At 31.9% G+C, this 23,994-nt stretch carries 28 protein-coding genes and 3 pseudogenes; 19 read left to right on the top strand and 12 right to left on the bottom strand.

The annotated features are described in order from the left end of the window. Positions 1-76 precede the first annotated feature (76 nt). The 3 genes from GFJ36_RS14275 to GFJ36_RS14265 all read left to right on the top strand — a co-directional run bounded on the left by GFJ36_RS14275 (position 77) and on the right by GFJ36_RS14265 (position 2,887). Positions 77-847: an arylamine N-acetyltransferase family protein gene (locus tag GFJ36_RS14275; protein WP_087984463.1), complete on the top strand. Its 771-nt coding sequence runs from the start codon at positions 77-79 to the stop codon at positions 845-847. Positions 848-991: 144 nt separating this feature from the next. Beyond that, positions 992-1,645, top strand: a complete 654-nt coding sequence (locus tag GFJ36_RS14270) for a YdeI/OmpD-associated family protein (RefSeq protein ID WP_060486779.1) — start codon at positions 992-994, stop codon at positions 1,643-1,645. A gap of 126 nt (positions 1,646-1,771) precedes the next feature. Further along, on the top strand, positions 1,772-2,887 hold the full coding sequence (locus tag GFJ36_RS14265; RefSeq protein WP_097890197.1) for an NAD(P)/FAD-dependent oxidoreductase: 1,116 nt from the start codon (positions 1,772-1,774) through the stop codon (positions 2,885-2,887). A 43-nt stretch (positions 2,888-2,930) separates the two neighbouring features. Here the strand turns inward: GFJ36_RS14265 and GFJ36_RS14260 are convergent, their stop codons facing one another. Beyond that, complete coding sequence (locus GFJ36_RS14260; RefSeq protein ID WP_087984461.1) at positions 2,931-3,380, bottom strand: NUDIX hydrolase; 450 nt, start codon at positions 3,378-3,380, stop codon at positions 2,931-2,933. Between the two features lie 48 nt (positions 3,381-3,428). After that, on the bottom strand, positions 3,429-3,686 hold the full coding sequence (locus GFJ36_RS14255) for a hypothetical protein (protein ID WP_087984460.1): 258 nt from the start codon (positions 3,684-3,686) through the stop codon (positions 3,429-3,431). Positions 3,687-3,887: 201 nt separating this feature from the next. Between GFJ36_RS14255 and GFJ36_RS14250 the strand changes: the two genes are divergently transcribed. The 4 genes from GFJ36_RS14250 to GFJ36_RS14235 all read left to right on the top strand — a co-directional run bounded on the left by GFJ36_RS14250 (position 3,888) and on the right by GFJ36_RS14235 (position 7,026). Further along, positions 3,888-5,318, top strand: coding sequence for a PQQ-dependent sugar dehydrogenase (locus GFJ36_RS14250; RefSeq protein ID WP_087984459.1), 1,431 nt, complete (start codon positions 3,888-3,890; stop codon positions 5,316-5,318). Between the two features lie 74 nt (positions 5,319-5,392). Then, entirely contained in the window at positions 5,393-5,965 is a 573-nt protein-coding gene (locus tag GFJ36_RS14245; RefSeq protein WP_097890140.1) for a YybS family protein, read from the top strand. A gap of 39 nt (positions 5,966-6,004) precedes the next feature. Continuing rightward, on the top strand, positions 6,005-6,568 hold the full coding sequence (locus GFJ36_RS14240) for a GNAT family N-acetyltransferase (protein WP_087984458.1): 564 nt from the start codon (positions 6,005-6,007) through the stop codon (positions 6,566-6,568). A 77-nt stretch (positions 6,569-6,645) separates the two neighbouring features. Next, positions 6,646-7,026 carry a nucleotide excision repair endonuclease gene (locus tag GFJ36_RS14235; RefSeq protein ID WP_001048941.1) on the top strand — a complete coding sequence of 127 codons (381 nt, stop codon included), beginning with the start codon at positions 6,646-6,648 and terminating at the stop codon, positions 7,024-7,026. Between the two features lie 53 nt (positions 7,027-7,079). Here GFJ36_RS14235 and GFJ36_RS14230 read toward each other — a convergent pair whose 3' ends face one another. Next, entirely contained in the window at positions 7,080-7,286 is a 207-nt protein-coding gene (locus GFJ36_RS14230) for a hypothetical protein (protein ID WP_087984457.1), read from the bottom strand. 132 nt (positions 7,287-7,418) lie between these two features. Here GFJ36_RS14230 and GFJ36_RS14225 point away from each other — a divergent pair, with 132 nt between their 5' ends. The 5 genes and pseudogenes from GFJ36_RS14225 to GFJ36_RS14205 all read left to right on the top strand — a co-directional run bounded on the left by GFJ36_RS14225 (position 7,419) and on the right by GFJ36_RS14205 (position 11,195). Beyond that, positions 7,419-8,198 (top strand): undecaprenyl-diphosphate phosphatase, encoded by a 780-nt coding sequence (locus GFJ36_RS14225; RefSeq protein ID WP_060486786.1) that lies wholly within the window; start codon positions 7,419-7,421, stop codon positions 8,196-8,198. A 71-nt stretch (positions 8,199-8,269) separates the two neighbouring features. Continuing rightward, positions 8,270-9,592, top strand: a pseudogene (locus GFJ36_RS14220) (FAD-dependent oxidoreductase). 62 nt (positions 9,593-9,654) lie between these two features. Further along, entirely contained in the window at positions 9,655-10,185 is a 531-nt protein-coding gene (locus tag GFJ36_RS14215; protein ID WP_087984455.1) for a GNAT family N-acetyltransferase, read from the top strand. 13 nt (positions 10,186-10,198) lie between these two features. After that, on the top strand, positions 10,199-10,720 hold the full coding sequence (locus GFJ36_RS14210; protein ID WP_087984454.1) for a YfiT family bacillithiol transferase: 522 nt from the start codon (positions 10,199-10,201) through the stop codon (positions 10,718-10,720). Between the two features lies 1 nt (position 10,721). Beyond that, positions 10,722-11,195 carry a GNAT family N-acetyltransferase gene (locus GFJ36_RS14205; RefSeq protein WP_097890143.1) on the top strand — a complete coding sequence of 158 codons (474 nt, stop codon included), beginning with the start codon at positions 10,722-10,724 and terminating at the stop codon, positions 11,193-11,195. A 121-nt stretch (positions 11,196-11,316) separates the two neighbouring features. Here the strand turns inward: GFJ36_RS14205 and GFJ36_RS14200 are convergent, their stop codons facing one another. Continuing rightward, positions 11,317-11,694 carry a PH domain-containing protein gene (locus tag GFJ36_RS14200; RefSeq protein WP_000522465.1) on the bottom strand — a complete coding sequence of 126 codons (378 nt, stop codon included), beginning with the start codon at positions 11,692-11,694 and terminating at the stop codon, positions 11,317-11,319. 179 nt (positions 11,695-11,873) lie between these two features. Between GFJ36_RS14200 and GFJ36_RS14195 the strand changes: the two genes are divergently transcribed. The 6 genes from GFJ36_RS14195 (at position 11,874) to GFJ36_RS14170 (ending at position 16,343) form a co-directional block, all read left to right on the top strand. Continuing rightward, the gene (locus tag GFJ36_RS14195; protein ID WP_088063630.1) at positions 11,874-12,725 is read left to right on the top strand and encodes a patatin-like phospholipase family protein; all 852 of its coding nucleotides are present in this window, start codon (positions 11,874-11,876) and stop codon (positions 12,723-12,725) included. Between the two features lie 12 nt (positions 12,726-12,737). After that, on the top strand, positions 12,738-13,109 hold the full coding sequence (locus GFJ36_RS14190; protein WP_088063629.1) for a YxiJ-like family protein: 372 nt from the start codon (positions 12,738-12,740) through the stop codon (positions 13,107-13,109). A gap of 268 nt (positions 13,110-13,377) precedes the next feature. Further along, positions 13,378-13,743, top strand: a complete 366-nt coding sequence (locus GFJ36_RS14185; RefSeq protein WP_088063628.1) for a hypothetical protein — start codon at positions 13,378-13,380, stop codon at positions 13,741-13,743. 80 nt (positions 13,744-13,823) lie between these two features. Continuing rightward, positions 13,824-15,020, top strand: coding sequence for an alpha/beta hydrolase (locus GFJ36_RS14180; RefSeq protein WP_142314804.1), 1,197 nt, complete (start codon positions 13,824-13,826; stop codon positions 15,018-15,020). Positions 15,021-15,041: 21 nt separating this feature from the next. Then, a complete protein-coding gene (locus GFJ36_RS14175; protein WP_097890144.1) occupies positions 15,042-15,449 on the top strand; it encodes a DnaJ family domain-containing protein in 408 nt (135 codons plus the stop codon). Positions 15,450-15,527: 78 nt separating this feature from the next. Next, positions 15,528-16,343 carry a YwqG family protein gene (locus tag GFJ36_RS14170; protein WP_097890145.1) on the top strand — a complete coding sequence of 272 codons (816 nt, stop codon included), beginning with the start codon at positions 15,528-15,530 and terminating at the stop codon, positions 16,341-16,343. A 732-nt stretch (positions 16,344-17,075) separates the two neighbouring features. Here GFJ36_RS14170 and GFJ36_RS14165 read toward each other — a convergent pair. Both GFJ36_RS14165 and GFJ36_RS29630 read right to left on the bottom strand, forming a co-directional pair. Next, positions 17,076-17,219 (bottom strand): annotated as a pseudogene (locus GFJ36_RS14165) (RidA family protein); the annotation flags it as partial. 2 nt (positions 17,220-17,221) lie between these two features. Continuing rightward, a pseudogene (locus GFJ36_RS29630) lies at positions 17,222-17,992 on the bottom strand (LAGLIDADG family homing endonuclease); the annotation flags it as partial. 293 nt (positions 17,993-18,285) lie between these two features. On the opposite strand from GFJ36_RS29630, the gene GFJ36_RS14150 reads away from it, so the two are divergent. Continuing rightward, positions 18,286-19,248 carry an MBL fold metallo-hydrolase gene (locus GFJ36_RS14150; protein ID WP_097890146.1) on the top strand — a complete coding sequence of 321 codons (963 nt, stop codon included), beginning with the start codon at positions 18,286-18,288 and terminating at the stop codon, positions 19,246-19,248. Positions 19,249-19,308: 60 nt separating this feature from the next. On the opposite strand, the gene GFJ36_RS14145 is transcribed toward GFJ36_RS14150, so the two are convergent. From GFJ36_RS14145 to GFJ36_RS14120, 6 genes are all read right to left on the bottom strand, one after another. Beyond that, positions 19,309-20,247 (bottom strand): hypothetical protein, encoded by a 939-nt coding sequence (locus GFJ36_RS14145; protein WP_097890147.1) that lies wholly within the window; start codon positions 20,245-20,247, stop codon positions 19,309-19,311. A gap of 97 nt (positions 20,248-20,344) precedes the next feature. Then, a complete protein-coding gene (locus GFJ36_RS14140) occupies positions 20,345-20,857 on the bottom strand; it encodes an NUDIX hydrolase (protein ID WP_097890148.1) in 513 nt (170 codons plus the stop codon). 22 nt (positions 20,858-20,879) lie between these two features. After that, entirely contained in the window at positions 20,880-22,010 is a 1,131-nt protein-coding gene (dnaN, locus tag GFJ36_RS14135) for a DNA polymerase III subunit beta (RefSeq protein ID WP_088063623.1), read from the bottom strand. Between the two features lie 30 nt (positions 22,011-22,040). Next, positions 22,041-22,484, bottom strand: coding sequence for an NUDIX hydrolase (locus GFJ36_RS14130; protein ID WP_088063622.1), 444 nt, complete (start codon positions 22,482-22,484; stop codon positions 22,041-22,043). 281 nt (positions 22,485-22,765) lie between these two features. Next, positions 22,766-23,281, bottom strand: a complete 516-nt coding sequence (locus tag GFJ36_RS14125; protein ID WP_157349659.1) for a DinB family protein — start codon at positions 23,279-23,281, stop codon at positions 22,766-22,768. Positions 23,282-23,496: 215 nt separating this feature from the next. Further along, positions 23,497-23,913 (bottom strand): GNAT family N-acetyltransferase, encoded by a 417-nt coding sequence (locus tag GFJ36_RS14120; RefSeq protein ID WP_087984444.1) that lies wholly within the window; start codon positions 23,911-23,913, stop codon positions 23,497-23,499. Between the last annotated feature and the right edge of the window lie 81 nt (positions 23,914-23,994).

The following is a 23,994-nucleotide window of genomic DNA, read 5'->3' as shown; positions in this document are numbered from 1 at the left end:
ACATTGTTTCAGTACCCCATCAAATTTACAATCAGCATATACTATTTTAACTTATAAATGTTAAGGGGTGCTGAATATGACAAGTCTACAATACAAACTGTTTACAAGATTGAATCTTACAAACCGTACTGAAGTGAAGTTTGAAGAATTAAATACAATTCTCTTTGCATTTGCACACACTATACCATTTGAGAATTTAGATGTTATAGCACGCAATGCGAATACAATTACTATGGAAAATTTACAGAATAAAATTTTAACTACATCTCGCGGCGGACTTTGTTATGAATTAAATACTCTTTTTTACTACTTTTTAAAAGATTGTGGTTATGATGTACAACTTGCACTTGGAACCGTATATAAAAATGAAATCAATGCATGGGCACTTGAGGATGGACATATAACGATTATTTTAAAGTATGCTAACGAACGATACTTAATTGATGTAGGTATTGCTTCCTTAGTACCTTTAATCCCTGTACCTTTTACTGAAGAGCCTGTTTCCTCTAAAAATGGTTCGTATCGAGTGAGAAAACGAGACACAAGTAAAGGAAATTACGTTCTAGAAAGAAAAGATACGAACGGAGAGTGGAAAGTTTGTCATGCCTTTTATAATCGTATCATTGATGAGACAGTAGTGAACGATGTTCAAAAAAGAGTAATAGAAGATGAGAAATCTATTTTTAATAAGGGACCAATTGCAGTGAAATTAACGGACTATGGCCATGTCTCTTTAACGAATACGAGTTTAACCGAAATAATTTATGGAGAAAAAACGAAACGGGTAATTACAGAAGATCAATATAGAGAGCTATTAAATACTTTATTTGCTATTGAGTTGAGATGAAACGAATAGATAGCCGGTTCTTACGCAGAATCGGCTATTTTATTAACTTTAATTTAAAATCACTATTAAAGTTTAATTTTATTAATAGATATAATACACTAGAACAGTATGTACAATGAATTTTGAATGTAAAGGAAGATTTTTATGTCAATTATTGATAAATTGAAACTTAATAAGTATACAAATATGGTCGTAATGAATGAACCTAGTGATTATGACATTTTCACAGGAAAAGAAACTGCATTTTCAAAAGAACACGATGCCATTTTTATTTTTGTAGAAACACTTGATGAAATGGTGAAACAAACGAATTATATTATTAGTAATGAAGAATTACTAATTGAAAAAGGCTACATATTCTTCGCGTATCCGAAAAAAGGTAATTCTCGTTATAGTACGTTTATTCACCGTGATGAAATGTTTCCTGCATTAAGCGTTGGCGAAGATGGGTATGTAGGACAGAGTGATATTAAATTTGCACGAATGGTAAGTATGGACGACGTCTTTACTGTTGTAGGCTTAAAGCGTGAAAAGAAAAAAGAGAAGAAAACGCCTGCTATGAGTCAATGTGTTGCCGATTATGCAGATCGTATTAAAGATGTTGAAGCATTATTAGTTAATCATCCAAATGAACTTAAATTTTATCAAAGTTTAACACCTGGATATCAAAAAGATTGGGCGCGTAATTTATTTTCTGTAAAACAAGAAAAAACACGTGACAAACGTCTTGAGAAAATGATTGAAATTCTTTCACAAGGCTATAAAACAATTGAATTATTCCGCAAGAAGAAAAAATAATGGTTAGGAAAATCACAATGGTGCAACAATTAATTGCGCTTAGCACATTGAAAAAAGGATTCCTTTCAGTATACTAAAGTAAGTTCTTATATTTAAATAATTAGCAAAAGAGAAAAGGTGTTTGAAATGAAATCGTATATTATAGTTGGAGCTGGTATTTTAGGAGCGTCTACTGCTTATCATCTTGCTAAAGCAGGTGCGAATGTTACTATCGTTGATCGACAACAATTAGGGCAAGCAACTGATGCAGCAGCTGGTATTGTATGTCCTTGGCTTTCACAGCGTCGTAATAAAGCGTGGTATAAAATCGCTAAAGGCGGTGCACGTTACTATTCTTCTTTAATTCAGCAATTAGAAGCAGACGGTGAAACGGATACAGGATACAAACGTGTAGGTGCAATTAGTTTACATACTGATGAGAAAAAGTTAGATAAAATGGAAGAGCGCGCTTATAAACGACGTGAAGATGCACCAGAGATTGGTGAAATCACTCGCTTATCAGCTGAAGAAACGAAAAAATTATTCCCAGCATTATCTGAAGAATACAGTTCTGTTCATATTAGTGGCGCTGCACGAGTAAACGGAAGATCATTACGTAACGCATTAATAAGTGCTGCAAAAAAACATGGCGCAACTTTTATAAAAGGAGACGCAGTATTAGTCCGTGAAGGTAATCATATTATTGGAGTTAAAGTAAATGACGAAACAATGGTAGCAGAAAAGGTAATTGTAACCGCAGGCGCATGGGCGAATGAAATATTGAATCCATTAGGAATCAATTTCTTAGTTACATTCCAAAAAGGACAAATTGTTCATTTACAAACGGAAAATACAGCAACAGAAAATATGCCAGTTGTTATGCCGCCAAATGATCAATATATTTTAACGTTTGACAATGGTCATGTCGTAATTGGTGCTACTCATGAAAACGAAACTGGCTTCGATCATCGTGTAACAGCAGGTGGTTTACATGAAGTATTCCATAAAGCATTAACTGTTGCACCTGGTTTAGATGATGGTACTATGCTTGAAACGAGAGTTGGATTCAGACCATTTACTCCAGGATTCTTACCTGTTATCGGACCACTTCCTAACTTCGACGGTATTCTTGTTGCAAACGGATTAGGAGCTTCAGGTTTAACAGCTGGTCCATATTTAGGTTCAGAACTTGCTAAATTAGCACTCGGACAACCAATTGAATTAGATTTAAACGATTATGACGTTGCTGGTGCAATTGAATAACAAAAAAAGATTAGGATTCGCTCCTAATCTTTTTTATTTATAGCTAATACTTTAATTGCTTTAATAACCTTTTGTTTAATTCCCACAATGCTGTTTTGTTACTATCCCATTTCAAAAGCATTACTGCATCCTCAAAGCATAACCATTTATAATTGGAGTGTTCTTTAGATAATGAAATATTTTTTGTAGAAACTTTAACTCCAAAAGAAAATTCTTTTATTACATAAACATCTTCTCCCCAAAGAAATCCTCCGACTACATCCTCTACAGGTAGTGAAGAAACAGAATCTAATTTTATATAGGGACATTCTTTTATAATACCAGCCTCTTCAAACGCTTCTCGTTTTGCTGATTCAATAGGAGTTTCACCATCTTCTCCACCACCAGCTATTCCTTGCCAATAACCATAATCACTTCGGTTAAAAATAGCGTATTGAATAGAATCTTCAATTATTATATAAGGAAATATTAATACTTGATATGGTGCTCTCATTGCATAACCTCTTTCTGAAAATAAGCTTTAAATAAACATGAATAATTGTTAATTATTATATGGAGTGGGAGTTCTTTTGAATAAAAACACCACTGATAAAATAAAGATTACAGCCTTCAAACTCCCCCAATACGGATAAACAGTATGATCAGTTAAACTAGCATATTGAAAGATATTCTCTAAACCGAAAATCCCAATAACGACTGCTAAGAGAAAAGCAGCTTTTCCAATAGTACTATTACGATAGAGGGTAAATAAGTATATTGCACATATAAGTGGTACGATGATTTGTAGTAAGATTGCCATGAATTGTCCCCCTAATTTTTATTTTATACTTATATTATATCAAAAATGTAATAAAAAGGAATGTAAGTTAATTGATGCTAAGTAGAAAACAGACTTGTACGAACAGGGATATCACACTTTTACGTCTATAGTTTTGATACTAATTTAACTACTCTCATCATATTCTTCTATTAAAAAGAATAACAAGGAGTGTAAAGTTAATTGACAAAAGTTAAGGTTCGTTTACGGCCCATCGTTCATAAAGTAAATTTACCGACTGTATTGAAAACAGCTATACTTCCAGGTGAATCGATCGAAAGACTATTTATCGCAACTCAATTAGGAGAGGTTTTTTACATAGGAGACGGAGCTATAAAGACATTTTTAAATATTCGTCACCGAATTATTAAATTAGGTACATTTGAAGAAGGTGTTTCTAGTAGCGGTTATGATGAACGCGGTTTGCTGGGACTAGCGTTCCATCCACAATTTAATCATAACGGCTTATTTTACCTTCATTATTCAATAGCTGGAACTCAAGGACCAGGTTCGCTTTCAGAACAATTTAAACCGAATCCTTGTGACCCGAAAACTTTAAATTTAAAGTGGACAAATAGAGATACTCAATATGATCATATTGATACAGTTGAAGAATGGGTTTTACAATCAAATGGCCAACCTCAAAAGCGAAGAACATTACTTAATATAAAACGGCCATTTTTTAATCATAACGGCGTAAATAGCTTAAACTTTTCACCTGAGACTGGAAAACTTGTTTTTACTAATGGAGATGGTGGTTCTGGCTATGATCCGTTTAATTTAAGCCAGGATGATTTAGAAATAGCGGGTAAAATAATTGAAATCGATGTAAGTAAAAATACGTCCATAAATAATCCTCCAGTAGTTACACGTTTTAATGAACTTCCTCTATCTATTCAAGAAACTCTTACATTAATTGCAAAAGGCGTACGTAATATAACAGGTATTTCATTTCAAAGGTTGCATAATCAATATATCAAATATGCCGGTAACGTCGGACAAGATATTGTAGAGTCTATTTTTTCTTTTGTTCTATATAAATCAATACCAGTTACCGAAATCGTTCAAACCCATTTAATGAGAGATACTCCTGATCAATATGGATTTATTAATTTTGGGTGGAGAGGATGGGAAGGGGAATTACCTACTTCTTTTATAAGGCACTGTTCTGAGAATCCTACTTTGGATGAGAGGATAACGGCTTATTATGATGAAACAATAGTAACATCAGTAAATCGTATTCAACCTCTAATAAGTTATTATCATAAAGATTCCAGACCGGATAAGTTTGGAGGAACTTCACTTACAGGAGTTCAACCATATATGGGGACTGCAATCCCAAATTTAACAGGTAGCGTCGTATTTACTGACCTTGCTAAGAAAGAAGAATCTCAGTCTCCAGTAAAGGGTGCGTTAGCTTATTCTAGAGCTGGTACGCATGGTAAACATACTGACTTTCATGTTATTGAAATCGATTATGATTTTGGTACGCAAGCGGCTTTTTATATGAGTTTGGGAACAAATTTAGATCAAACTAGATTATATTTAGGGGTCTATGGTTCTATGAAAGTAACGGATTTTAACAAAGGTACTATTTTTGAAATCGTTCCTTAATATGATAGACACTCTCGGAATTATTCATTATATAATCGTCCACTGTATAATTAGATATCTTTAGGGGGATTTTGATGAATCACTTTAGAAACTATTGGTATCAACCGATGATCGCGCATGATGCGAATTTTGTTCATAAAAGAAAGATGACGCCAGCAAAGAGGTTAGTGATTACAGCGTTACTCGGTTCACTTGCTGCTATTTTTCAATCTGCCGGGAACCTACTCCCTGGTATAGGCTTATTTATTAGTCCTTTTGCGACGCTGCCTATATTTTTCGCTATTTGTTATTCTACTCGCACGGGAATACTTTCTTATATTCTTACTATTCTCCTATTATTTATTATTGAGCCAAGCGAACTAATTGTCTTTCCTTTTACTACAGGTTTATTAGGTATAGCGTTAGGAGTATCCTTTATACAATTCAAGAGAAGGATTTGGATTGTTTCCTTTTCGGCGATATGTTTACTTATAGGAATTATGGTCGTTCTTGATATCTTTCGATTTCCTGTATTAGGTCCTACTGTTCATACAACTTTGGATATAAAAATTATTCTATCAATATTTATTCTGAGCTTTCTATACTGCTGGATCTATGTAGGCATTTGTAGAATAATGTTGAATAGAGTATATAAAGTATGGTATTAACAATTCCTCTTATATTATAAAAGAATGGAGATTTAGGTCGTGTATAACATTGAAATTAGGAGACCCAATTCGGATGATATAGATGAAATGAATTTGTTTTTTCGTCTTGTTATTACTGACACATTTAATAATGAAGGGTTATCACAATTATTGGATGACATAGAAAATGAAATACATACGAAAAAACAGTATTTGAAAAATGATATAGAGAGCAATGGAGACAGTCGTTACTTTTTATTAGCAATTGATACAAGTAATGATAAAATCATTGGAACAATTGAAATCGGTCCAGCAAGTACATTGATTCATAGCTGTACAGGTGGTGTATTTAAAGATTTATATGAAATAGGAACTGTATTCGTACTACCTGAATATCAACAAAAGGGTATAGGTAATTTATTACTACATGCAATGTATATTACGTTACTTAGCAGAGGAATAACAGAATACTGTTTAGATAGTGGATACAAAAAAGCGCAAAGTATATGGACGAAGAAGTTTGGAGAGCCTAGTTATGTACTGAAGGATTATTGGGGAGCATCAAGTGATCATATGATTTGGAAAAAAAGTTTACATGATATCCCTATAATATTTGAATTATAAAATGAAATATACCTCTGAACGTAGCTTTTCTTACATATGTATGCTATTATTTATCTTTATAATAAAAGAGGACGTGAATGAACTTGATTAAAATTAATATTCCTGAAGCTGATGTTTCAATTACTGAACGTAAACAAGTTATTAAAGGAGACGAGCCAATAATTACTCCAATTAATGGATTTATCGATTTCCACTTGTTCCCTAGAGATAAAGGCGGCATTTTTATGTTTTACAATATTAATGACGAACTTCTTTTCGTAGGTAAAGCTCGTAAAATTAGACAACGTATTAAGAAGCATTTTGAAGACAATGTTTCACCAATTAAAAATCACCGTGATGAAGTATACCGCATTGATGCATGTATCGTAGAGGATCCAACAGAAAGAGAAATTTACGAAACTTACATTATTAATGAATATAAAGCAAAATATAACGTTGATAAAGTATTCTATAAATAAGTAACAAAAAAACAATCCTAGCACATAGACTGGGATTGTTTTTTTATTTAAATTTAGTCCCCATATTTTTCTCCTTTTTTTAAATGATTCGCAACAATAAAACAGCATACACCTATACATATAAATACAATTCCAATTGTTTTATGTTTTCCTTCAAAGAAAGGAATATCAGAAATAACATTTGTCATACATAACCCTATAAACACAAGGATAGGTCCTGCCCACAGTAATACATTGCCGAATTTCGTATGTTGCCACATAGTAACCCTCCTTACTTCTGTTTACATATATATCCATAAATTAAAAGTAAATTCATAGAGAAATATAGTTTTTTTCATATCGAAAATTTAACCTTCATATATTGGTACAAGCAAACGAGAAAGGGGACCATCATGAATTGGTTAGAAGCTTTTATTTTAGGGATCATACAAGGTTTAACAGAGTTTTTACCGATAAGTAGTACAGGGCATCTTTATTTAGGAAGGCATTTGTTTCAATTAGATGAAGCCGGATTGTTTTTAGATACGATGCTTCATATTGGAACTTTACTTGCTGTGTTTATTTATTATAAGAAAGAATTTATATATTTAATTAAAAATCCATTTTCAAAACTAATGTTACTACTTATTGTTGGGACGATACCCGCAGTTGTAATCGGATTATTATTTAAAGACTTTTTTGAGGATATTTCAAAAACAGGTATTACGATTGGTTGGGAGTTTTTAGTGACAGGATTCTTTCTATATATGGCCGATAAACAAAAGAATGGTCGTAAAAAAATGGACGACATTACATATAAAGATGCATTTATCATTGGTTCCTTTCAAGCGGCTGCTATTTTTCCAGCAATTTCTCGTTCTGGAATGACAATTGTCGCCGCATTATGGAGGAAATTAGACCGCGAAACTGCTGCTTACTTTTCTTTTTTATTATCAACGCCAGCCATTGTCGGAGCTATTATTTTGCAATTAGCAGATGTTTATCAAGGGAAAGCAGAATCTATTTCTAGTACATCTTTAATCGTCGGCACATTATCAGCAGCGTTTTTCGGTTATATAGCCGTTTCATGGATGATTCAATATTTAAAACGTCACTCCTTAAAAGTATTCGCGTATTACGTATGGGGATTAGGCATTTTAATTTTAACGTTACAATTTACTCATGTGTTTTAATGTAGTAACTATTCGTTTAGATCCTGTTTCATTCATACAAGGCAGGGTCTTCTTTCATTAAGGGGGAAAATATGTTTAATAAGGCTATCGTTATTGGCGGAAGTATCGCAGGAAAACTCGCAGCAAAAGCATTATCATCTACTTTTAAAGAAGTAATCATTATAGAAGCTGGTGAAAGATGGGATGGAAAGTCTTCGAGAAAAAGAGTTCCACAAAGTAATCATCCTCATGTGTTATTAAAAGGTGGAGAAAAAGCGATTGAGGAATTGTTTCCTACTATCACTAATGAATTAATTGAAACAGGTAGTATCGTAAATAACTTTACTCGTGATATAAAATGGCATCAATTTGGTTTATGGAAACAGCAATTCATAGGTAAAGTACATATGATTCAACAAAGTAGGTTTTTGCTTGAATGGCATATCCAAAAACGAATTGATGATATTTCAAATGTTACGACTAAATATGGAACATCGGTTGAAGGGTTATTAATAGATGGAAAACGTAACAAAGTATGTGGAGTAAAAGCGAAATGTTTAGAGACTGGCACACAAGAAGAAATTCAAGCAGATATAGTTGTTGATGCAAGTGGATTCGGTTCAAAAAGTATAGCGTGGTTACGTGAATATAATATCGAAGTGCAAGAAGAGAAAGCGCGTATTGATTTATTTTACGCAACTAGAATGTTTAAACTTAAAGGAAATGAAAAATTAGACTGCTGTAATATGCTAATGTCTCCAAGTTTCCCAGATAATCCGTATGGTGTTCTTATTCAAACGATTGAGGATAATCGCTATTTTGTTACTTTCAGCGGATATGCAAATGAGAAAGCACCACAAACAGATGATGAGTTTTATGATTTTGCTGAAAACCTATCAATTTCTAATGTGACAGATTTTCTAAATAAAGCTGAGGCAATTTCAAATATCAAAACGTACAAAATTCCTTATCAAGTACGTCGGCGATTTGATTTAGTTAATCATTTACCAGAAGGATTGTTAGTAGTTGGGGATGCACATTGTCGTTTTGATCCTGTTTTTGGGCAAGGTGTTTCAGTTGCAGCTATGGAAGCGCACCAATTGCAGTTACTTTTGCAAAAGAGACAAAAACTTGATAAAACATTTACACAGCGATTTTATAAAAAGACCGCTAATATTATACAAACTCCTTGGGAAATGACTACAACGGAAATATCACGTCATCCTCAGCTAACAAGAAAATTATCGATGAAGCAAAAATTTCAGCTATGGTATACGAAATAAATATATGAACTATCTGCAACTGACTCTGATGTTTATATTCGATTAGTAAGAGTGATGAATTTAATTCGTAGTCCATTGCACCTATTTCATCCGAAAGTACTACTTGCTGTATTACTGAAGCGAAAGAAATAGCAGGAAAATAATCGATTAAAAAGAATATATAACAGTTAGTATATATAGAAGGAGTGAGCGAGATGAAAATATACATAGAACAATTAAAGAAACACGATGCTAAAGATTTATTTACGTTTGAACTTACGAATAAATCTTTTTTTGAAACAATGGTACCAAATCGTGGCTCACAATATTTTAATTTTGAATATTTCCGAAAGCTACTAGACGATTTATTAATAGAACAAGCGGATGGAGATTCTTATTTTTATTTAATTCGTAATGAAGAAAAAGAAATTGTAGGACGAATAAATTTAGTAGATATTGATACAGAAACTCGAAGCAGTTCATTAGGGTATCGAGTCGGAGAAAAGTTTACTAAAAAAGGGGTTGCAACAGCAGCTGTAAAATTAGTTTTAGACGTAGCGAAAAATAATAAAATTAATGAGATTCATGCTAAAACAACTACTAATAATCTCGCATCACAAAGTGTATTAGAAAAAAGCGGGTTTTCTTCCTATCATAACGAAGCAGATACAACATCTGTAGAATTAAATGGAGAACATGTGAATTTTGTACATTATATATGGAGAAATACTTCGCGCTTATATTAAGGGGGACTTATACATGAATGATTTACGTTATCCAATTGGGCAATTTACATACAAACGTCCTATAACTGAAGAAATGATTGATACATGGATTCAAGAAATTGAAGATTTACCTAATGAACTAGCAAAAGCAATTAAAGATTTAGATCAGAAGCAGTTAGACACACCATATCGAGTTGGTGGATGGACGGTTCGTCAAGTAGTTCATCACGTTGTTGATAGCCATATGAATAGCTACATACGCTTTAAATTAGCACTAACAGAAAAGAATCCTACTATTAAACCATATAAAGAAGAGAAGTGGGCAGAACTACCTGATTCTAAATTACCAGTAGACGTTTCACTAGTAATGTTAGAATCGTTACATAAAAGATGGGTTAACCTTTTATATTCTCTAGAACTAGAAGATCTAGAAAAGACATTTAATCATCCAGAAACTGGTGAAACAAAACTTGCTGCTGCAATTGGACTATATGCATGGCATGGACGTCATCATACAGCGCATATAACTTCATTAAGAAAGCGACTAAATTGGTAACATGGAGATTGCATTAGAGAAGGCAACAGAAAATGATGCAGCAGTTTTATTTCAAATGCAAATAGACTCATTTAGCCCTTTATTAAATAAATATAAAGACTATGAAACAAATCCAGCAAATGAAACTATTGAAAAAACTATTTTAAGGATAAATAATCCAAGCAACAACTTTTATAAGATGATAATAGATTCGAACCTTGTTGGAGCGATATGTATATCCCAAAAAGAACTACCTTATAAATTTTGGATCAGTCCAATGTTCATTCATCCAATCTATCAAGGGAAAGGAATCGCTCAAAAGGGACTTATTTTAATTGAAAAGATGTTTCCAAAAGCAAGGAGTTTTGAACTTGCTACGATTTTAGAAGAAGAAAGAAATTGTTTTCTATACGAAAAAATGGGGTATAAAAGAACAGAAGTAATAAAGAAATTAAATGATAAAACTACACTCATTTATTACAAAAAAGAAAGGTAAAGCATTTGAAATACGCTTTACCTTTTTCTGTTACTTAAGATTAAATATACGAAATTGATGCATATTCTTCCGAAATACTCGGGTTAGTAATTTTGGAAACGAATAAATATACATAAAAGCGTTATTTCGTCGTATATGTTACTAACGCTTTTTGAATGCTTAAAACACTATCGTCACCTTTAAATTCTTTCGTAATTGGTGTACTCAAACTAGATACCCAAATTTTAAGCTCAGCGTCTAAATCAAAATGCCCAGCTGTTTCAATGCTAAATTGTGTAATGCTTTTATAAGGAATAGAATGATACTCTGTTTTTTTACCTGATATCCCTTGTTTATCTACTAAAATAAGACGACGATTTGTAAATACGATTAAATCACGAATTAATTTATAAGCATGTTCAACTTTCTCATCGTCTAACATAATCTTCTCTAAATCACGTTCTACACTTTCTGTACTCGCATTTGATGCATTTCCTAAAATACCGCTAAATAAACCCATATGAAATTCCTCCTCGGTTAATTGTGGAATGTATTACTTATATTGTACCATGCTATTTACTAAGAAATTATGACATTACTTTAGTAGTTTCTGGTTATTATTGCAATTCGTTTATATAACCTCGTCTTAAAATCTTGTGTTAACATGTAAGTAAGAAAAAAGAAGCAGAGGGATATAGCATGAAAAATATAGGTTTAGTATTAGAGGGCGGAGGAATGAAAGGTCTATATACTGCAGGAGTACTCGAATATTTTATGGAAAAGAACTTATTCTTTCCGTATGTAGTTGGCGTATCCGCTGGTGCATGTATGGGCGCAACTTATTTATCACGTCAAAAAGGAAGGAATAAAAAAGTAAATACAGAGCTAGTGTCAGATCACCGATATATATCTTATCGAAATTTGATTCGAAAACGTGAATTATTTGGAATGGACTTTTTATTTGATGAAGTCCCTAATAAAGTTGTTCCATTTGATTTTCAAACTTTCTTAAATTCCAATGAACAATTTGTTATAGGAACGACTGATTGTGATTCAGGAAAAGCAGTTTATTACAATAAAATAGAACACGGAAATGATATTTTAAAAATCATTCGCGCATCAAGTTCTGTACCGTTTATAGCGCCTGCTGTAGAATATGATAATCTAAAATTGCTAGATGGAGGGATTATAGATCCTATACCGGTTCTAAAAGCACAAACTGATGGTTATCAAAAGAACGTCGTGATTATGACAAAGCCAGAAGGATATGAGAAGCAGCGGAATAAATTTTCTGGTCTGGCTAAAATTTTATATAGTAAATATCCGAAAATCGCAGAACATTTAGTAGAACATTATCGTTATTATAATGAAACCGTAACTTATATGAATGGCAACGAACAGAAAGATAATTTTTATGTAATTCAGCCTAGCTCACAACTTCCTATAAGCGGAATAGAAAGAAATAAAGAAAAGCTAGTTAATTTATATAATCTTGGCTATACAGATGCTCAATATCATTATGAAAAATTATTAAGTTGGATAGAGAAATAAAGGGGTGGAAAGTTGCTATTAGGTAAAATGGTTATTTTTAATGAATTGCAGAAAATGCATAGTCTGCTGCATAAACCGTTTCCGTATCGTGCTACAGGAAAATTGCAACGAGACTTAAAAAGTAAATTTACAGATGATGACTGTATAAACGCTGATTTTAATCATTATTGGATGCATACAGCAGGTACTTTAAGTTCTGTACTAAATGGAAACGAACAGAACATTACGTTTCAGCAAATAAAGTGGTTAAGGAAATCGTTTTTTGAATGGTTTCCGCAATATCGTTCTATAGAAACAGAAATTGTGAAGTATCCCGTTTTGTATAGAGATTTCATGAATTATGAGAAAGCGCGAAAACTATTACTATATTATCTTACTGAATAAAAATTAAAACGTACAAGTTATGCTGCTTGTGCGTATTTTGTTCATAAAAAAGACAATATTTATACCTTGCTTATATAGGAATTTTAATGTGCAGAAAGAAGTAATTATAGAATGAAGTAAGGGAGGAGAGGCGTTTAGCGATTGTTTTCCTTTAATGGATTGTCCAACTCGAATATCGTTAGTTATTTATGATAAAATATTTCGAGTGAAATCAAGTACTTATTATATCCAGTATTAAATAAGTTAAGCCAGGAGGAACAACAGTAAAATGGAAAACGTATCAAATATAGATAAATCGGAATCAAGAAAATCTTTACAATCGACTATTCGTAAACTTGAAAATGCACTATTACAGATGACTCAAAAAGGTGCAAATACTACATTAGTGAAAAAACGACTTAAAGCCGTTTGTGTAGGGTTAGCAGTACTAGAAAACGTTTGGAATCAAGAAAGTCACCAGTATAGTCAAGAAGAGTTAGCAGAAGCTCGTAATGTCCTTGTTGGTTTACTTCCATCAATTGAGAGAGCCTATGATAAGTCTAAAGTAGGTAGTCCGCAAAGAACTCTTTTAACAAGACGAATCAAAGCGTTGGAACTTTCTATTCAGGCAATTGATAAACTTTCTAATAAATAACTCATCTAAATACAATATCATCCTAATCCTAATTTTTATAAAAGCAATCTAGTGAAAAGAAATACAAAGGAGGAAGATGGGTGACTTCAATAATTAGTCCTAAATTAGAGGAGCTTAATAATCAATTAAAAAATGGAAACGAGAAAGCTTTTTATACTTTTTTGCATGAAATAAAGTCAAATCATACGCCACTAATAGAACAATGTCCTGTAAATAATCAGTATAAGCTTATAACGTATATATGGTTAGGGGACCAAAAAACTGAAAATGTTTATGTATTCGGTAGTTTTCCTGGTTGGGATCTGTCTGTAAATCAATTAAAACGATTGTTACAGACAGATATTTGGTATGAAACGTTTAGGACGGATAAGAGTTTTATTTCAACTTACTATTTTTCAGTAAACGATTTTTTCGAAAATGATTGGATAAAGCGTAGTGAACAGTACGAACTAGACCGATTTAATGGAAATACATTTGGAGAAGGTGCTAATAAAGCATCAGTGTTAAGTATAGGGATGGAAGTGCAGTATAGCAGTCGTTTCCCTTCAGATCATTATCCATCTGGAAAAATTGAAACATATTCTTTTCATAGTACGATTTTAAATAACACACGTAACATTCATATTTATACGCCTCATGACTATTCTCACACTTCACACCTTCAAGAACTTCTCATTGCATTTGATGGGAATTCATTCATTAATAACCTTTCAATCGCAAGAACACTCAATTATTTAATATACGAAAAAGAAATCCCATCTTGTATTGCTGTTGCAATAGATCCTGTTGATCGACTAGAAGAGCTAACTTATAACGATAAAATGAATGCATTTTTAACGGAGGAATTACTTTCGTGGATTCATGCTAAGTATCGTGTGCATCAAGAAGCGAAACATACAACAATTGCCGGTTTCAGTCTTGGTGGCTTAGCAGCTTTTTATGCAGCACTTCAAAATCCACATGTTTTCGGAAACGTGTTGTCAATGTCTGGATCCGTGCATTGGAAAAAGGATGGTTATGAAAATCAAATTCCTTGGATTGAAAATCAAATTTCATCTATAGATTCCGATACGAGTCAACCTCATTTTTACATAGCAGCAGGAGAACTTGAAAACAAACCTCTTTTAACGGCTAATAGACGCCTGTATAAAGCTTTAAAAGAAAAAGGGTACCAAATTACTTATGAAGAGTTTCAAGGCGGACATGACGGTGTTTGGTGGCGAGAAAAGTTGTTTGATGGATTGAAAGCATTAAAACTTACAAAAACAACACTCTAAATTAAAAAGGAGAGAGAGTCTATGAATCAAGAAGAACTAGATAAAAAACTAAAAAAGCAAGAGATATTAGTAAAAGATGAGAAAGTTTGGTCTTATACGTATGAGGATCATATTAGTTCTATCGTTAAAGAAGCAGAAAAGAAAGGGTCTTTTGATAATTTGCCAGGTAAAGGGAAACCTCTTAATCTTGATAAAGACCTTTCATACAATCCTGAAAAGCAACTTTATAGAACGTTAAAGAATAATCATGTTTTACCTAGGTGGATTGAGCTTTCAAAGGAAATTGATGATTTAAAAGAAAAGCTAAAAGAAAATACAAATACTACAGAAGCAGCGGATTTAATTCGAACTATTAATAAAAAGGTTTTAGAACATAATCTACTTTGTCCACCAAGTGCACAAAAAACGAGGGTGAAAACGGATTTTTAACAATTTTCAATGAAGCTATCTTTTGCTATATAATTAAGTAAGGCATTTTCAATTCATTATTAAAGGGAGGCAAATGTAATGAAGAATACGTATCAGCTTCAAATTCCGAAAGAACTAGAGCAGTATCGTAGTATTTTAGAAGAAAGTGTGAAACCTTATATTAAAGTGTCTGGAACATTAGCAGAGACAACGCTTTTTGAAAGTAAATTTGGTGGTTATCCGTATTTACCTATAGATCAAGAGCATCCTAAAGATTCAAATGGACAACCTATGATGTTACTAGCGCAGCTAAACTTTGAAGAAATGCCGCATGTTGAATATATGCCTCAAAAGGGTATGCTACAGTTTTTCGTAAGTGCTGAAGATGAACTTTACGGAGCAGATTTTGATCATCCAACAATCCAAAAAGACTTTCGAATTATTTATCATTCTACAATTATAGAAGATTTAAATAAGGTAATTACTGATTTTAGTTATTTAAACACTTCAGAATTAGAGAACTTTATCATTCCTGAAGCAGCGAAATTAAAGCTTGAATTAGGTTATCAACCAGTAACATCAAGGGATTATCGATTTGAAAAGATGTTTAGTGAGGAAATTGATTGGGAAAAAATTGTTGATGAAGAAAATAATACTGAATTAGGCGAACTATATGATGATTTATGTAAAGATCAAGGGCATAAAATTGGTGGTTATCCATTTTTCACACAGACAGATCCAAGGGAATGGGAAGAAAAATACCAGCAACATGACATGTTATTGTTGCAAATTGATACAGATGATTCATTAAATATTATGTGGGGAGATTCTGGTGTTGCTAATTTCTTTATAAAGAAAGACGATTTATTAAATCTAGATTTTTCCAATGTTATTTACAATTGGGATTGTTATTAAAAACATATAACTGAAATACTAGCAAGCTAAAAAATCTTCCTAAAGGTGAGGGAGATTTTTTTATGTTAAAAATAAACGTTATGTTAACTAGAATAAAGAACGGTAAGTACAATAAAAGTCAAGTGTAACTGACAGAAATAACAACAAATAATCTAAAGTTATAAAACGTGTGTAAATAGCAATATAAATTTATTAAGTAAAACATAAAATGAATTTAATAATTTATATTTTGTATAGAAATAATTTTTCTGTATAAAAATTTCTTGTCGATCAAAAACATTTTTGATTCGATAATTCTTAATGGATTATTGATTTGAATTTGCTGTGATGGATTTATAACAAAAAGAATGATAAAAACTGTAGAAATTCGTTTAGATACGATTTTATGTAAATCTCACTAAAAATCTCCGCTCCGTCTCATTAAGTATAGTTTACTTGGTTTTTGATACCTGATATCGCTTTTTTCTACAACTGCCTATAATATATATTATGTTAACTAACTTAGAATAATAAACTTATTAAATGTTAGCGTTGGTGATTAGCCTCCCCTTGTTCTTTTTAATCATTCTGTGTGATTGATTGTTTAGTTGTTTGTTTTTTTGTTGTTTTATAAGTTGTTGATAAAAATGTCTCCAGATATAAATTATATTTAAGACAATAAAAAATGCAATTCGTTTTAAATGAACGCATTAAACGAATTGCATTGATATGATTACGAATAAGTTTTTAAAATTAGTTTGCTACAGCAATTGCTTCGATTTCAATTAATAAGTTATCGTTAATTAACTTTCTAACTTCTACAGCCGAACTTGCTGGTGGATTCTTAGTATCAATGTATTGATCTCGAATATCTCTAACAATGGCCATTTGAGAAATCTTAGACTTTCTTTCTGAAACACTTCATATTTTCTATGCAAATAAATATCTTTGTCTTTATAAATCCAATTTGAAAATAGTTGTATTGATTTTCTTCCAGATAAAATAAAGCGATAATGTTTGTTTTGATTTAGTAAATCGGCTCGTAAATTGTGATTTTGAAGAATTTGATGTAAAGAATTCATAAATCTATATGATCCTCCTACAAAGCTTACTATATAATTTTCATACTTGACGTAACCATCCCCATCAAAATATCCACGAACAAAATGATGTAAATATTCTTCAGGCACGAATGGGAATTTGATATTTAATGATTTACATGGCATGATTCCATGTATATTCATAAGGTCGTCTTTTATTGTTTTGCTATTAATGTTTAGCATCTATACGCCTGTTTTTTTATTTTGATATAGTGGCTGGTTGGTGTGTAGTTCTTGTTTTATATCTTCTAAAATGTAACTTTCTTTTTGAGATATACTGACACATTGATTTTCTTTCTGTATAACACCATCTGCTGCTATAAATCCTAAAATATAAGCCATGTTATTTGACCATGTTTTAAAATAATCTTCTGATATGTCATACTTCCTTTTCCAACTCCCTATAGCACGCCTTGGAACGTTATTGTCTGTTAAAACCATACGAATATATCTAGCAGACACATTGGCAAGCGTAGCTATTTCTGAGGTACTCTTCCCTTCTGCATATAGCTGAGTTATTTGAGATTTTGATAGTTTACATTTTGATTTCTTTTTTCTCTCTATTTGCACTTACATCCTCTCCTTCCTTTTAATAATTAGAGACGTATTTTCTTCTACAACATATAACAAAACGTATGTTCTTCGTTGTTTATAAGAAAGTATTTACCAAATTAAAACAATTTACATTTACTTTATATTTGTTTTATCTGCTGCCTGATTTATTTTTTATATATAAGAATAATGAATTTGACAAATTTATGAAATGTACTGAATTTAAGATGAAAGGTAAATTAATTTCGTTTAAACTACAAATAGCTACAATAACAACATACGTATATTGTTAAACGTAAAAAGGAGAACGAATGAAAAAGAAATATATGAATCAAATTCATACTGATGTAAATTTTAAACCGAAAGATATAATCGGTTTAATGACTGATTACTTTAAAATGAAATCAAAGCTGCGTCCTTTAAAGAATTTACCTATTGTTTTATCGGATAAAAATAATGAGTCTTTAGAGAGTGTGACATGGTTTGGGCACTCTGCTTCTCTTTTGAAAATAGAAGGTAAAACATTGTTATTAGACCCAATGTTTGGAGATGCCTCTTCCCCATTTCCTCTGTTTAATAGTAAACGTTATAGTGGTATTTTTTCTTTAGAACGTGAAGACCTTCGAGAAATTGATGCGATTATCATTTCACATAATCACTATGACCATTTGAATTACAAGAGTATTATGCAGTTAAAAGATCGTGCGAAGCATTTTTATGTTCCAACTGGAGTTGCGCAATATTTAATTAAATGGGGTGTTTCACCTAGCAAAATTAGTGAACATAATTGGTGGGACGAAATTACGTTTGATAATATAAAATTAGTTTGCGCACCTGCAAGGCATTTCTCAGGACGAAGTATGACAGATAGAGATTGTTCGTTATGGTGTTCATGGCTTATTCTTGGTCAAGAGACTAAAGTTTTCTTTAGTGGTGATAGCGGGTATGCTCCTCACTTTAAGGAGATTGGTGATAAATACGATCCATTCGATCTTACGTTAATGGAATGCGGGCAATATGATCCAAGGTGGTCTGCTATTCATATGTTACCAGAAGAGACAGTGCAAGCTCATATTGACGTGAAAGGAGAATTACTTCTTCCGATTCATTGGGGTGCTTTTACATTATCATTACATGAATGGAGTGATCCTATTGAACGTGTGACAAAAGAAGCAAAGCGTTTAGGAGTTAATATTGCAACGCCACAAATTGGTGAATCTATCACGTTAAAATCTACAGACTATCCTTCATCAACTTGGTGGAGAGAAATTTAACTATAAATAAAAAAGAGCGATCTCTATTATAAGGAATTCGCTCTTTTTCTGTATTTAACCTTATTTCACTATATTTGCTTTACCGCTATCTAAAACTCTATTTGTTTGTACAGAGGTAATATTAATAACCGTATTCATACTTTTATCAGTTAGTTCAATAAGTTCGTTTTCGTGATTGATTTTCTGTAAATCCCACACCATTCCATTGAACTCGTTATGTTGTCCACTTACTCTTAATATATTTTTCGTTTTACTTGATGGCTGTAATTGTAGATTTGTAAATTGATTACCGCTAATTTCATTTGGTGTAGTTACATTACTATCCATATAAATCATATTTACACAATCTTCAAGTGAGAAGTTTATAAAACGGTTGGCATTTATCCAAGCATAACCAGATTGCGGTTTCTTTGCTACTAATTTCAGCCCAGTTTCCATTCCTACAACTTTTATATTTTCAAAGTTAATAAATGAAATTTCATTTTCTTTCCCACCAGAATACAAAGAAATTCCAGTACCTTTATTTGTTTCTGTCCAATTAATAATATTTATATCTTTTATTTGTGTTTTGTGCCAAGTGTTATAATACTTATTTTTGCCGTCTAAATATATAACTTCAGAATTAAATGTAGGATCGTTTACAGCTATATAGGCTCCTTCGATAGAAGCGTTTTTTTCTAATTCTAGAACTCTGAAATTACCTTCAACAACAAACTGTGTTCCATAACCGAATAATAATTTTACACCTTTTTTCACTACGATTGGTGACGTGATTTTATACTTCTTATCCTCAAGCAATACTGTTTTAATTGTACTTGATTCTGCTTTATTAATAGCAGATTGTATTTTATTTGAATCATTTTTTCCTTTAAAGTCTTCTACATACACTTTATCATTTTTAGCTACGCTATCTTTTTTGTTGTATTGATAAAAAGCAAAAGTAATTAGAACTATAGCTATGAGTAAAATAATTATTTTCTTCATTACACTCATTCTCATATAAGTTTTCTCCTTAGCTACTCTTCGAATAATCTATGGCTTTTATATTTAGGTTATAATGATTGTGCTGCGTATTATAGATTACAATTCCTGCTTTTTATAATTGAACTATCTTATCTATAGAACTTTCCTGCTTAATCAATTCCGCATTCCTATAATCTATTAATTTATGATTAGATAAAACAAAATTGTGTTCTAATATTAATTCATTGTGGAGTAAATCCGGTAAAAATTTAGGTATCATCTCTCCTACGCCGTAATTATAGTCACTTAGAATCCAAGAAATCTCTTTCCAATCTAAAATTCCTTCTGATACTTTTTTGGGAGTGTGATATGTAAATTCATTATGTAGCTCTACTAAATAAACATACATACCACCAGAGTAAGATGAGTCCTCCCACTTAATAATGCCTTTAAACTGAATTTGTTCATGCGTAACTTCTATACTAGTCTCTTCTTTTATTTCACGAATCGCATTTTCTAAAGGTGTTTCTCCCTTTTCTATCTTTCCACCTACCCCGTTCCATAATCCTTTTACAGGGTCATATTCTCTATTTAACATAAGTATCTCTTCATTTCTCTTTATAAAACATAAAGTGTGCTTGTACATAATATGATTCCTTCCTTTGTTATTAATAAGCTCTTACTGGAGATATAAGATGTACTGCTGCAGATGGTGTTCCTGCTTCAATTAATATTGGTCTCATAGAACCGCTGAAACTTAAAGTAACCGTTTCTTCTTTTATCGCCTTTAAAGCATCCATCATAAATCGTCCATCGAAAGATATATTTAATTGTTTTTCACCTTGAATCTCATCTATCTGTTGTGTCTCGGATATTTTTCCAATCTGAGAAGCGTTAGAAGAAATTTTAATTGTGGATTCGTCTATGATTTCTAAGTTAACATTGTTATTTGCCCATTCACTTGATAATAAGCTGGATCGATCTACACCTTGTAAAATTCTTTTTCTATCTACGTTAATGACTGTTTGAAATTCATTTGGAATTAAACTAGATATATTAGGATATTTTCCTTCAATTAATCTTGAATATAATGTAGTTGTACCGAATGTAAAAATAATGTGACTTTCTGAAAGATAGATGTATACGAATTCTGAATTACTATTCATTAATTTTAGCAGTTCACTAATAGTTGCACTTGGTACGATACAACTTGCTTTTACCTCTGTAGAAATTATCGTTTCGCGTATAGCAAGTCTATGTGAATCAGTTGCAGCACAAATTAATTTGTTGTGTTCTAATTCGATATGTACTCCCGTAAGAACGGGTCTAGATTCATTTTTAGCTACTGCAAAGACAGTTTGTTTAAATACTTCAATCAATTGTTCTGTTTCTGCTTGTATTTTTGCATGATCGTCTATAAGTGGTACTTTCGGAAACTCATATGCTGGAAGTCCATTTAAGTTTAATGTGATTTCTTCTGACTGTATCGTAATTATTTGCTCATTCGTACTTTTTATTGATACATCGCTTGGCATTTTTTTTATAATTTCAATGAAATATTTTGCAGGTACTACAATAGTTCCTGCTTTTACTATAGTTGTAATTTGGTCGCCTTCAGTGGAACTAGGGATGAATTTTTCGATGAAAATATTTGAATCACTTGCGATTAAAGTAATTCCCGATTGATCTACAGTTATTTTTATGCCAGATAATATAGGGATTATAGCTTTGGTAGATATAGCTTTACTTACTTCTGAAAGTGCTTGAGTGAAATGTTTATGATTAACGATAAACTCCATTTTTTCCCCGCCTTACATGAATTGATAATGTTATGAAGATTGATGAACGATTGTCCCGTTAAAAAAGTAAGGCACTGTTTCTTTCCTTTGTAATATATTAAGTAAGTGTTCTGGTATACGTAAATGCGGTGCTGCTTCATGTAATTCCATCCAAGTAATCTCTTCAATTTCTTTTGGCCTTGTTATATTTGCCTGCCCGTCAATTATTTCACCTAAAAAATTAAAGAAAATTGCATGGTGTCCTCTCTCTTCGAAAAAAGCTTCGCTAATGTAACAAATACCGTTTACAGTTATATGTAGCCCGGTTTCTTCTTTCACTTCCCGAGTTACTGCCTCTTCTAACGTTTCTCCCAATTTAACTGCGCCACCTGGTAGCGTGTAATAAGAACCGTTCTTTCCTTTATTTTTTACCATTAAGATCTTTTCATTTGTTTTATCGTATAAAAGTGCATATGTAACATTTACTTTTTTCATACGTACCTCCTCTGTTTTTACTAAAAGGAATTTTCTGTCTATTTATCATTCTATCATTAACTTGTTTTAATAGTAAGTTCACGAAGTATTAGAATAAAAATTGATTAAATTAATACTAGATGAAAATGCCAGAATAACTCCTAAATTAGTAAAAACCCCGCTCCTATTTTGAGACGAGGTTAAACTTATATAACAAACGGATTCCAAATTAACGTTTCTTTAGATCAATTTTAAAAGTATACATATGAAACCCGTATTTTTTGTTAATAGCCAAAGATTTTTTACTTCCCAATTTCACAAAGTAGTTTTATCTCTTTGATTTGTTCTATATGACGCTGTTCATGCAAATAGATCAGTTCTATCCACTGATCAAGATGTAATTCTCCAAGAGCTGGATGCATCACTGATTTAATCGTTAATATAGATTCATCTTCTATTGTACTTAGGAAACGCATTAATTCTTTTCTCGATTCGTTTAACATATCGATTATTTTCTGCACTTCAAATGGTTCTAAACTTGGTTCAATCATTCCTGGAGCTATAAATTTTAGCGATCTATCTTGTAATATAGAGCGGATTTCTCGACTCTCTTTTAGGGTACTATCAATCTTTTTTAAGCCAGATGAAATAACCTTTATGACCACTTTATCCAATAAAACTAAGTGATGACATACTTGTGCTATACTCCATTTATTCTTGTCTGGCTTACTATTGAATTGAGCATCATCCAATATCATAATTTCCTCGAATAGATGTTTTCTCGTTTCATCAAACCTATCATTTACAAATGAATTCATAACATTTCCCCCTTCATCTGAATGCATATATTTAGATGCCTATTTTAGGTATATTCGCTATAAATAATTAGTTTCCCGTAACTAATATTCCACTTCGATCTTTTTTTGCTTTAGAAGTGCCTCTAATTATGAATTCACTCAAGATTCTCCTTTAAATACATAATCCAAAAGGATAAATTTGTATTCAAAATACTAATGTTAATTCAATATACACTTTATAAACGTTTTTCTAAATAGTAATGATTATGTCCTTTCGGATGATCTTCACTTACTCCAATCACTTTATATCCATGCTTTTTATAAAACGCAGGTGCCTGAAAGCTAAAAGTATCTAAATTGATTAGCCTACACTCTTGTTCAATTGCAAATTCTTCAATAAGCTTTATTAATTGGCTTCCGTAGCCTTCGTGTCTATACTCTTCAGAAACCCAAAGGAAATCGACATGTACGTGGTGCCAAAATGTAATTGCAGTTATTCCGCCTACAATTTCTTCCTTTTCATTTCTCACTATAAAACTAATTTTTTCTGAAGGCTTTTTCTCTTCATCCGAAATATGTTTTTGGTTATATTCAATTACTTTTTCTCTTATGTATTCACTATCTTCTTGGACCCATTGTTTTACTATTTTCATTTTAAGTAGCACACTCCTTTTAAAGTATCTATTCAATTTAATAATCGTAATATCCTGTCTAACTTAATAGTCGTAGAGCAC

The sequence above is a fragment of the Bacillus sp. EE-W1 genome, from assembly GCF_009760835.1.
GTDB lineage: Bacteria > Bacillota > Bacilli > Bacillales > Bacillaceae_G > Bacillus_A > Bacillus_A wiedmannii.
Note: the sequence above shows the minus strand (reverse complement) of the source record. Positions and strands in the feature narration are given on the sequence as shown.

Bases quoted from the DNA above. Each gene is read 5' to 3' on its own strand.
- GFJ36_RS14275 (WP_087984463.1), top strand. From the start codon at position 77: ATGACAAGTCTACAATACAAACTGTTTACAAGATTGAATCTTACAAAC.
- GFJ36_RS14270 (WP_060486779.1), top strand. From the start codon at position 992: ATGTCAATTATTGATAAATTGAAACTTAATAAGTATACAAATATGGTC.
- GFJ36_RS14265 (WP_097890197.1), top strand. From the start codon at position 1,772: ATGAAATCGTATATTATAGTTGGAGCTGGTATTTTAGGAGCGTCTACT.
- GFJ36_RS14260 (WP_087984461.1), bottom strand. From the start codon at position 3,380: ATGAGAGCACCATATCAAGTATTAATATTTCCTTATATAATAATTGAA.
- GFJ36_RS14255 (WP_087984460.1), bottom strand. From the start codon at position 3,686: ATGGCAATCTTACTACAAATCATCGTACCACTTATATGTGCAATATAC.
- GFJ36_RS14245 (WP_097890140.1), top strand. From the start codon at position 5,393: ATGAATCACTTTAGAAACTATTGGTATCAACCGATGATCGCGCATGAT.
- GFJ36_RS14235 (WP_001048941.1), top strand. From the start codon at position 6,646: ATGAACTTGATTAAAATTAATATTCCTGAAGCTGATGTTTCAATTACT.
- GFJ36_RS14230 (WP_087984457.1), bottom strand. From the start codon at position 7,286: ATGTGGCAACATACGAAATTCGGCAATGTATTACTGTGGGCAGGACCT.
- GFJ36_RS14225 (WP_060486786.1), top strand. From the start codon at position 7,419: ATGAATTGGTTAGAAGCTTTTATTTTAGGGATCATACAAGGTTTAACA.
- GFJ36_RS14215 (WP_087984455.1), top strand. From the start codon at position 9,655: ATGAAAATATACATAGAACAATTAAAGAAACACGATGCTAAAGATTTA.
- GFJ36_RS14210 (WP_087984454.1), top strand. From the start codon at position 10,199: ATGAATGATTTACGTTATCCAATTGGGCAATTTACATACAAACGTCCT.
- GFJ36_RS14205 (WP_097890143.1), top strand. From the start codon at position 10,722: ATGGAGATTGCATTAGAGAAGGCAACAGAAAATGATGCAGCAGTTTTA.
- GFJ36_RS14200 (WP_000522465.1), bottom strand. From the start codon at position 11,694: ATGGGTTTATTTAGCGGTATTTTAGGAAATGCATCAAATGCGAGTACA.
- GFJ36_RS14195 (WP_088063630.1), top strand. From the start codon at position 11,874: ATGAAAAATATAGGTTTAGTATTAGAGGGCGGAGGAATGAAAGGTCTA.
- GFJ36_RS14185 (WP_088063628.1), top strand. From the start codon at position 13,378: ATGGAAAACGTATCAAATATAGATAAATCGGAATCAAGAAAATCTTTA.
- GFJ36_RS14175 (WP_097890144.1), top strand. From the start codon at position 15,042: ATGAATCAAGAAGAACTAGATAAAAAACTAAAAAAGCAAGAGATATTA.
- GFJ36_RS14170 (WP_097890145.1), top strand. From the start codon at position 15,528: ATGAAGAATACGTATCAGCTTCAAATTCCGAAAGAACTAGAGCAGTAT.
- GFJ36_RS14150 (WP_097890146.1), top strand. From the start codon at position 18,286: ATGAAAAAGAAATATATGAATCAAATTCATACTGATGTAAATTTTAAA.
- GFJ36_RS14145 (WP_097890147.1), bottom strand. From the start codon at position 20,247: ATGAGAATGAGTGTAATGAAGAAAATAATTATTTTACTCATAGCTATA.
- GFJ36_RS14140 (WP_097890148.1), bottom strand. From the start codon at position 20,857: ATGTACAAGCACACTTTATGTTTTATAAAGAGAAATGAAGAGATACTT.
- dnaN (WP_088063623.1), bottom strand. From the start codon at position 22,010: ATGGAGTTTATCGTTAATCATAAACATTTCACTCAAGCACTTTCAGAA.
- GFJ36_RS14130 (WP_088063622.1), bottom strand. From the start codon at position 22,484: ATGAAAAAAGTAAATGTTACATATGCACTTTTATACGATAAAACAAAT.
- GFJ36_RS14125 (WP_157349659.1), bottom strand. From the start codon at position 23,281: ATGAATTCATTTGTAAATGATAGGTTTGATGAAACGAGAAAACATCTA.
- GFJ36_RS14120 (WP_087984444.1), bottom strand. From the start codon at position 23,913: ATGAAAATAGTAAAACAATGGGTCCAAGAAGATAGTGAATACATAAGA.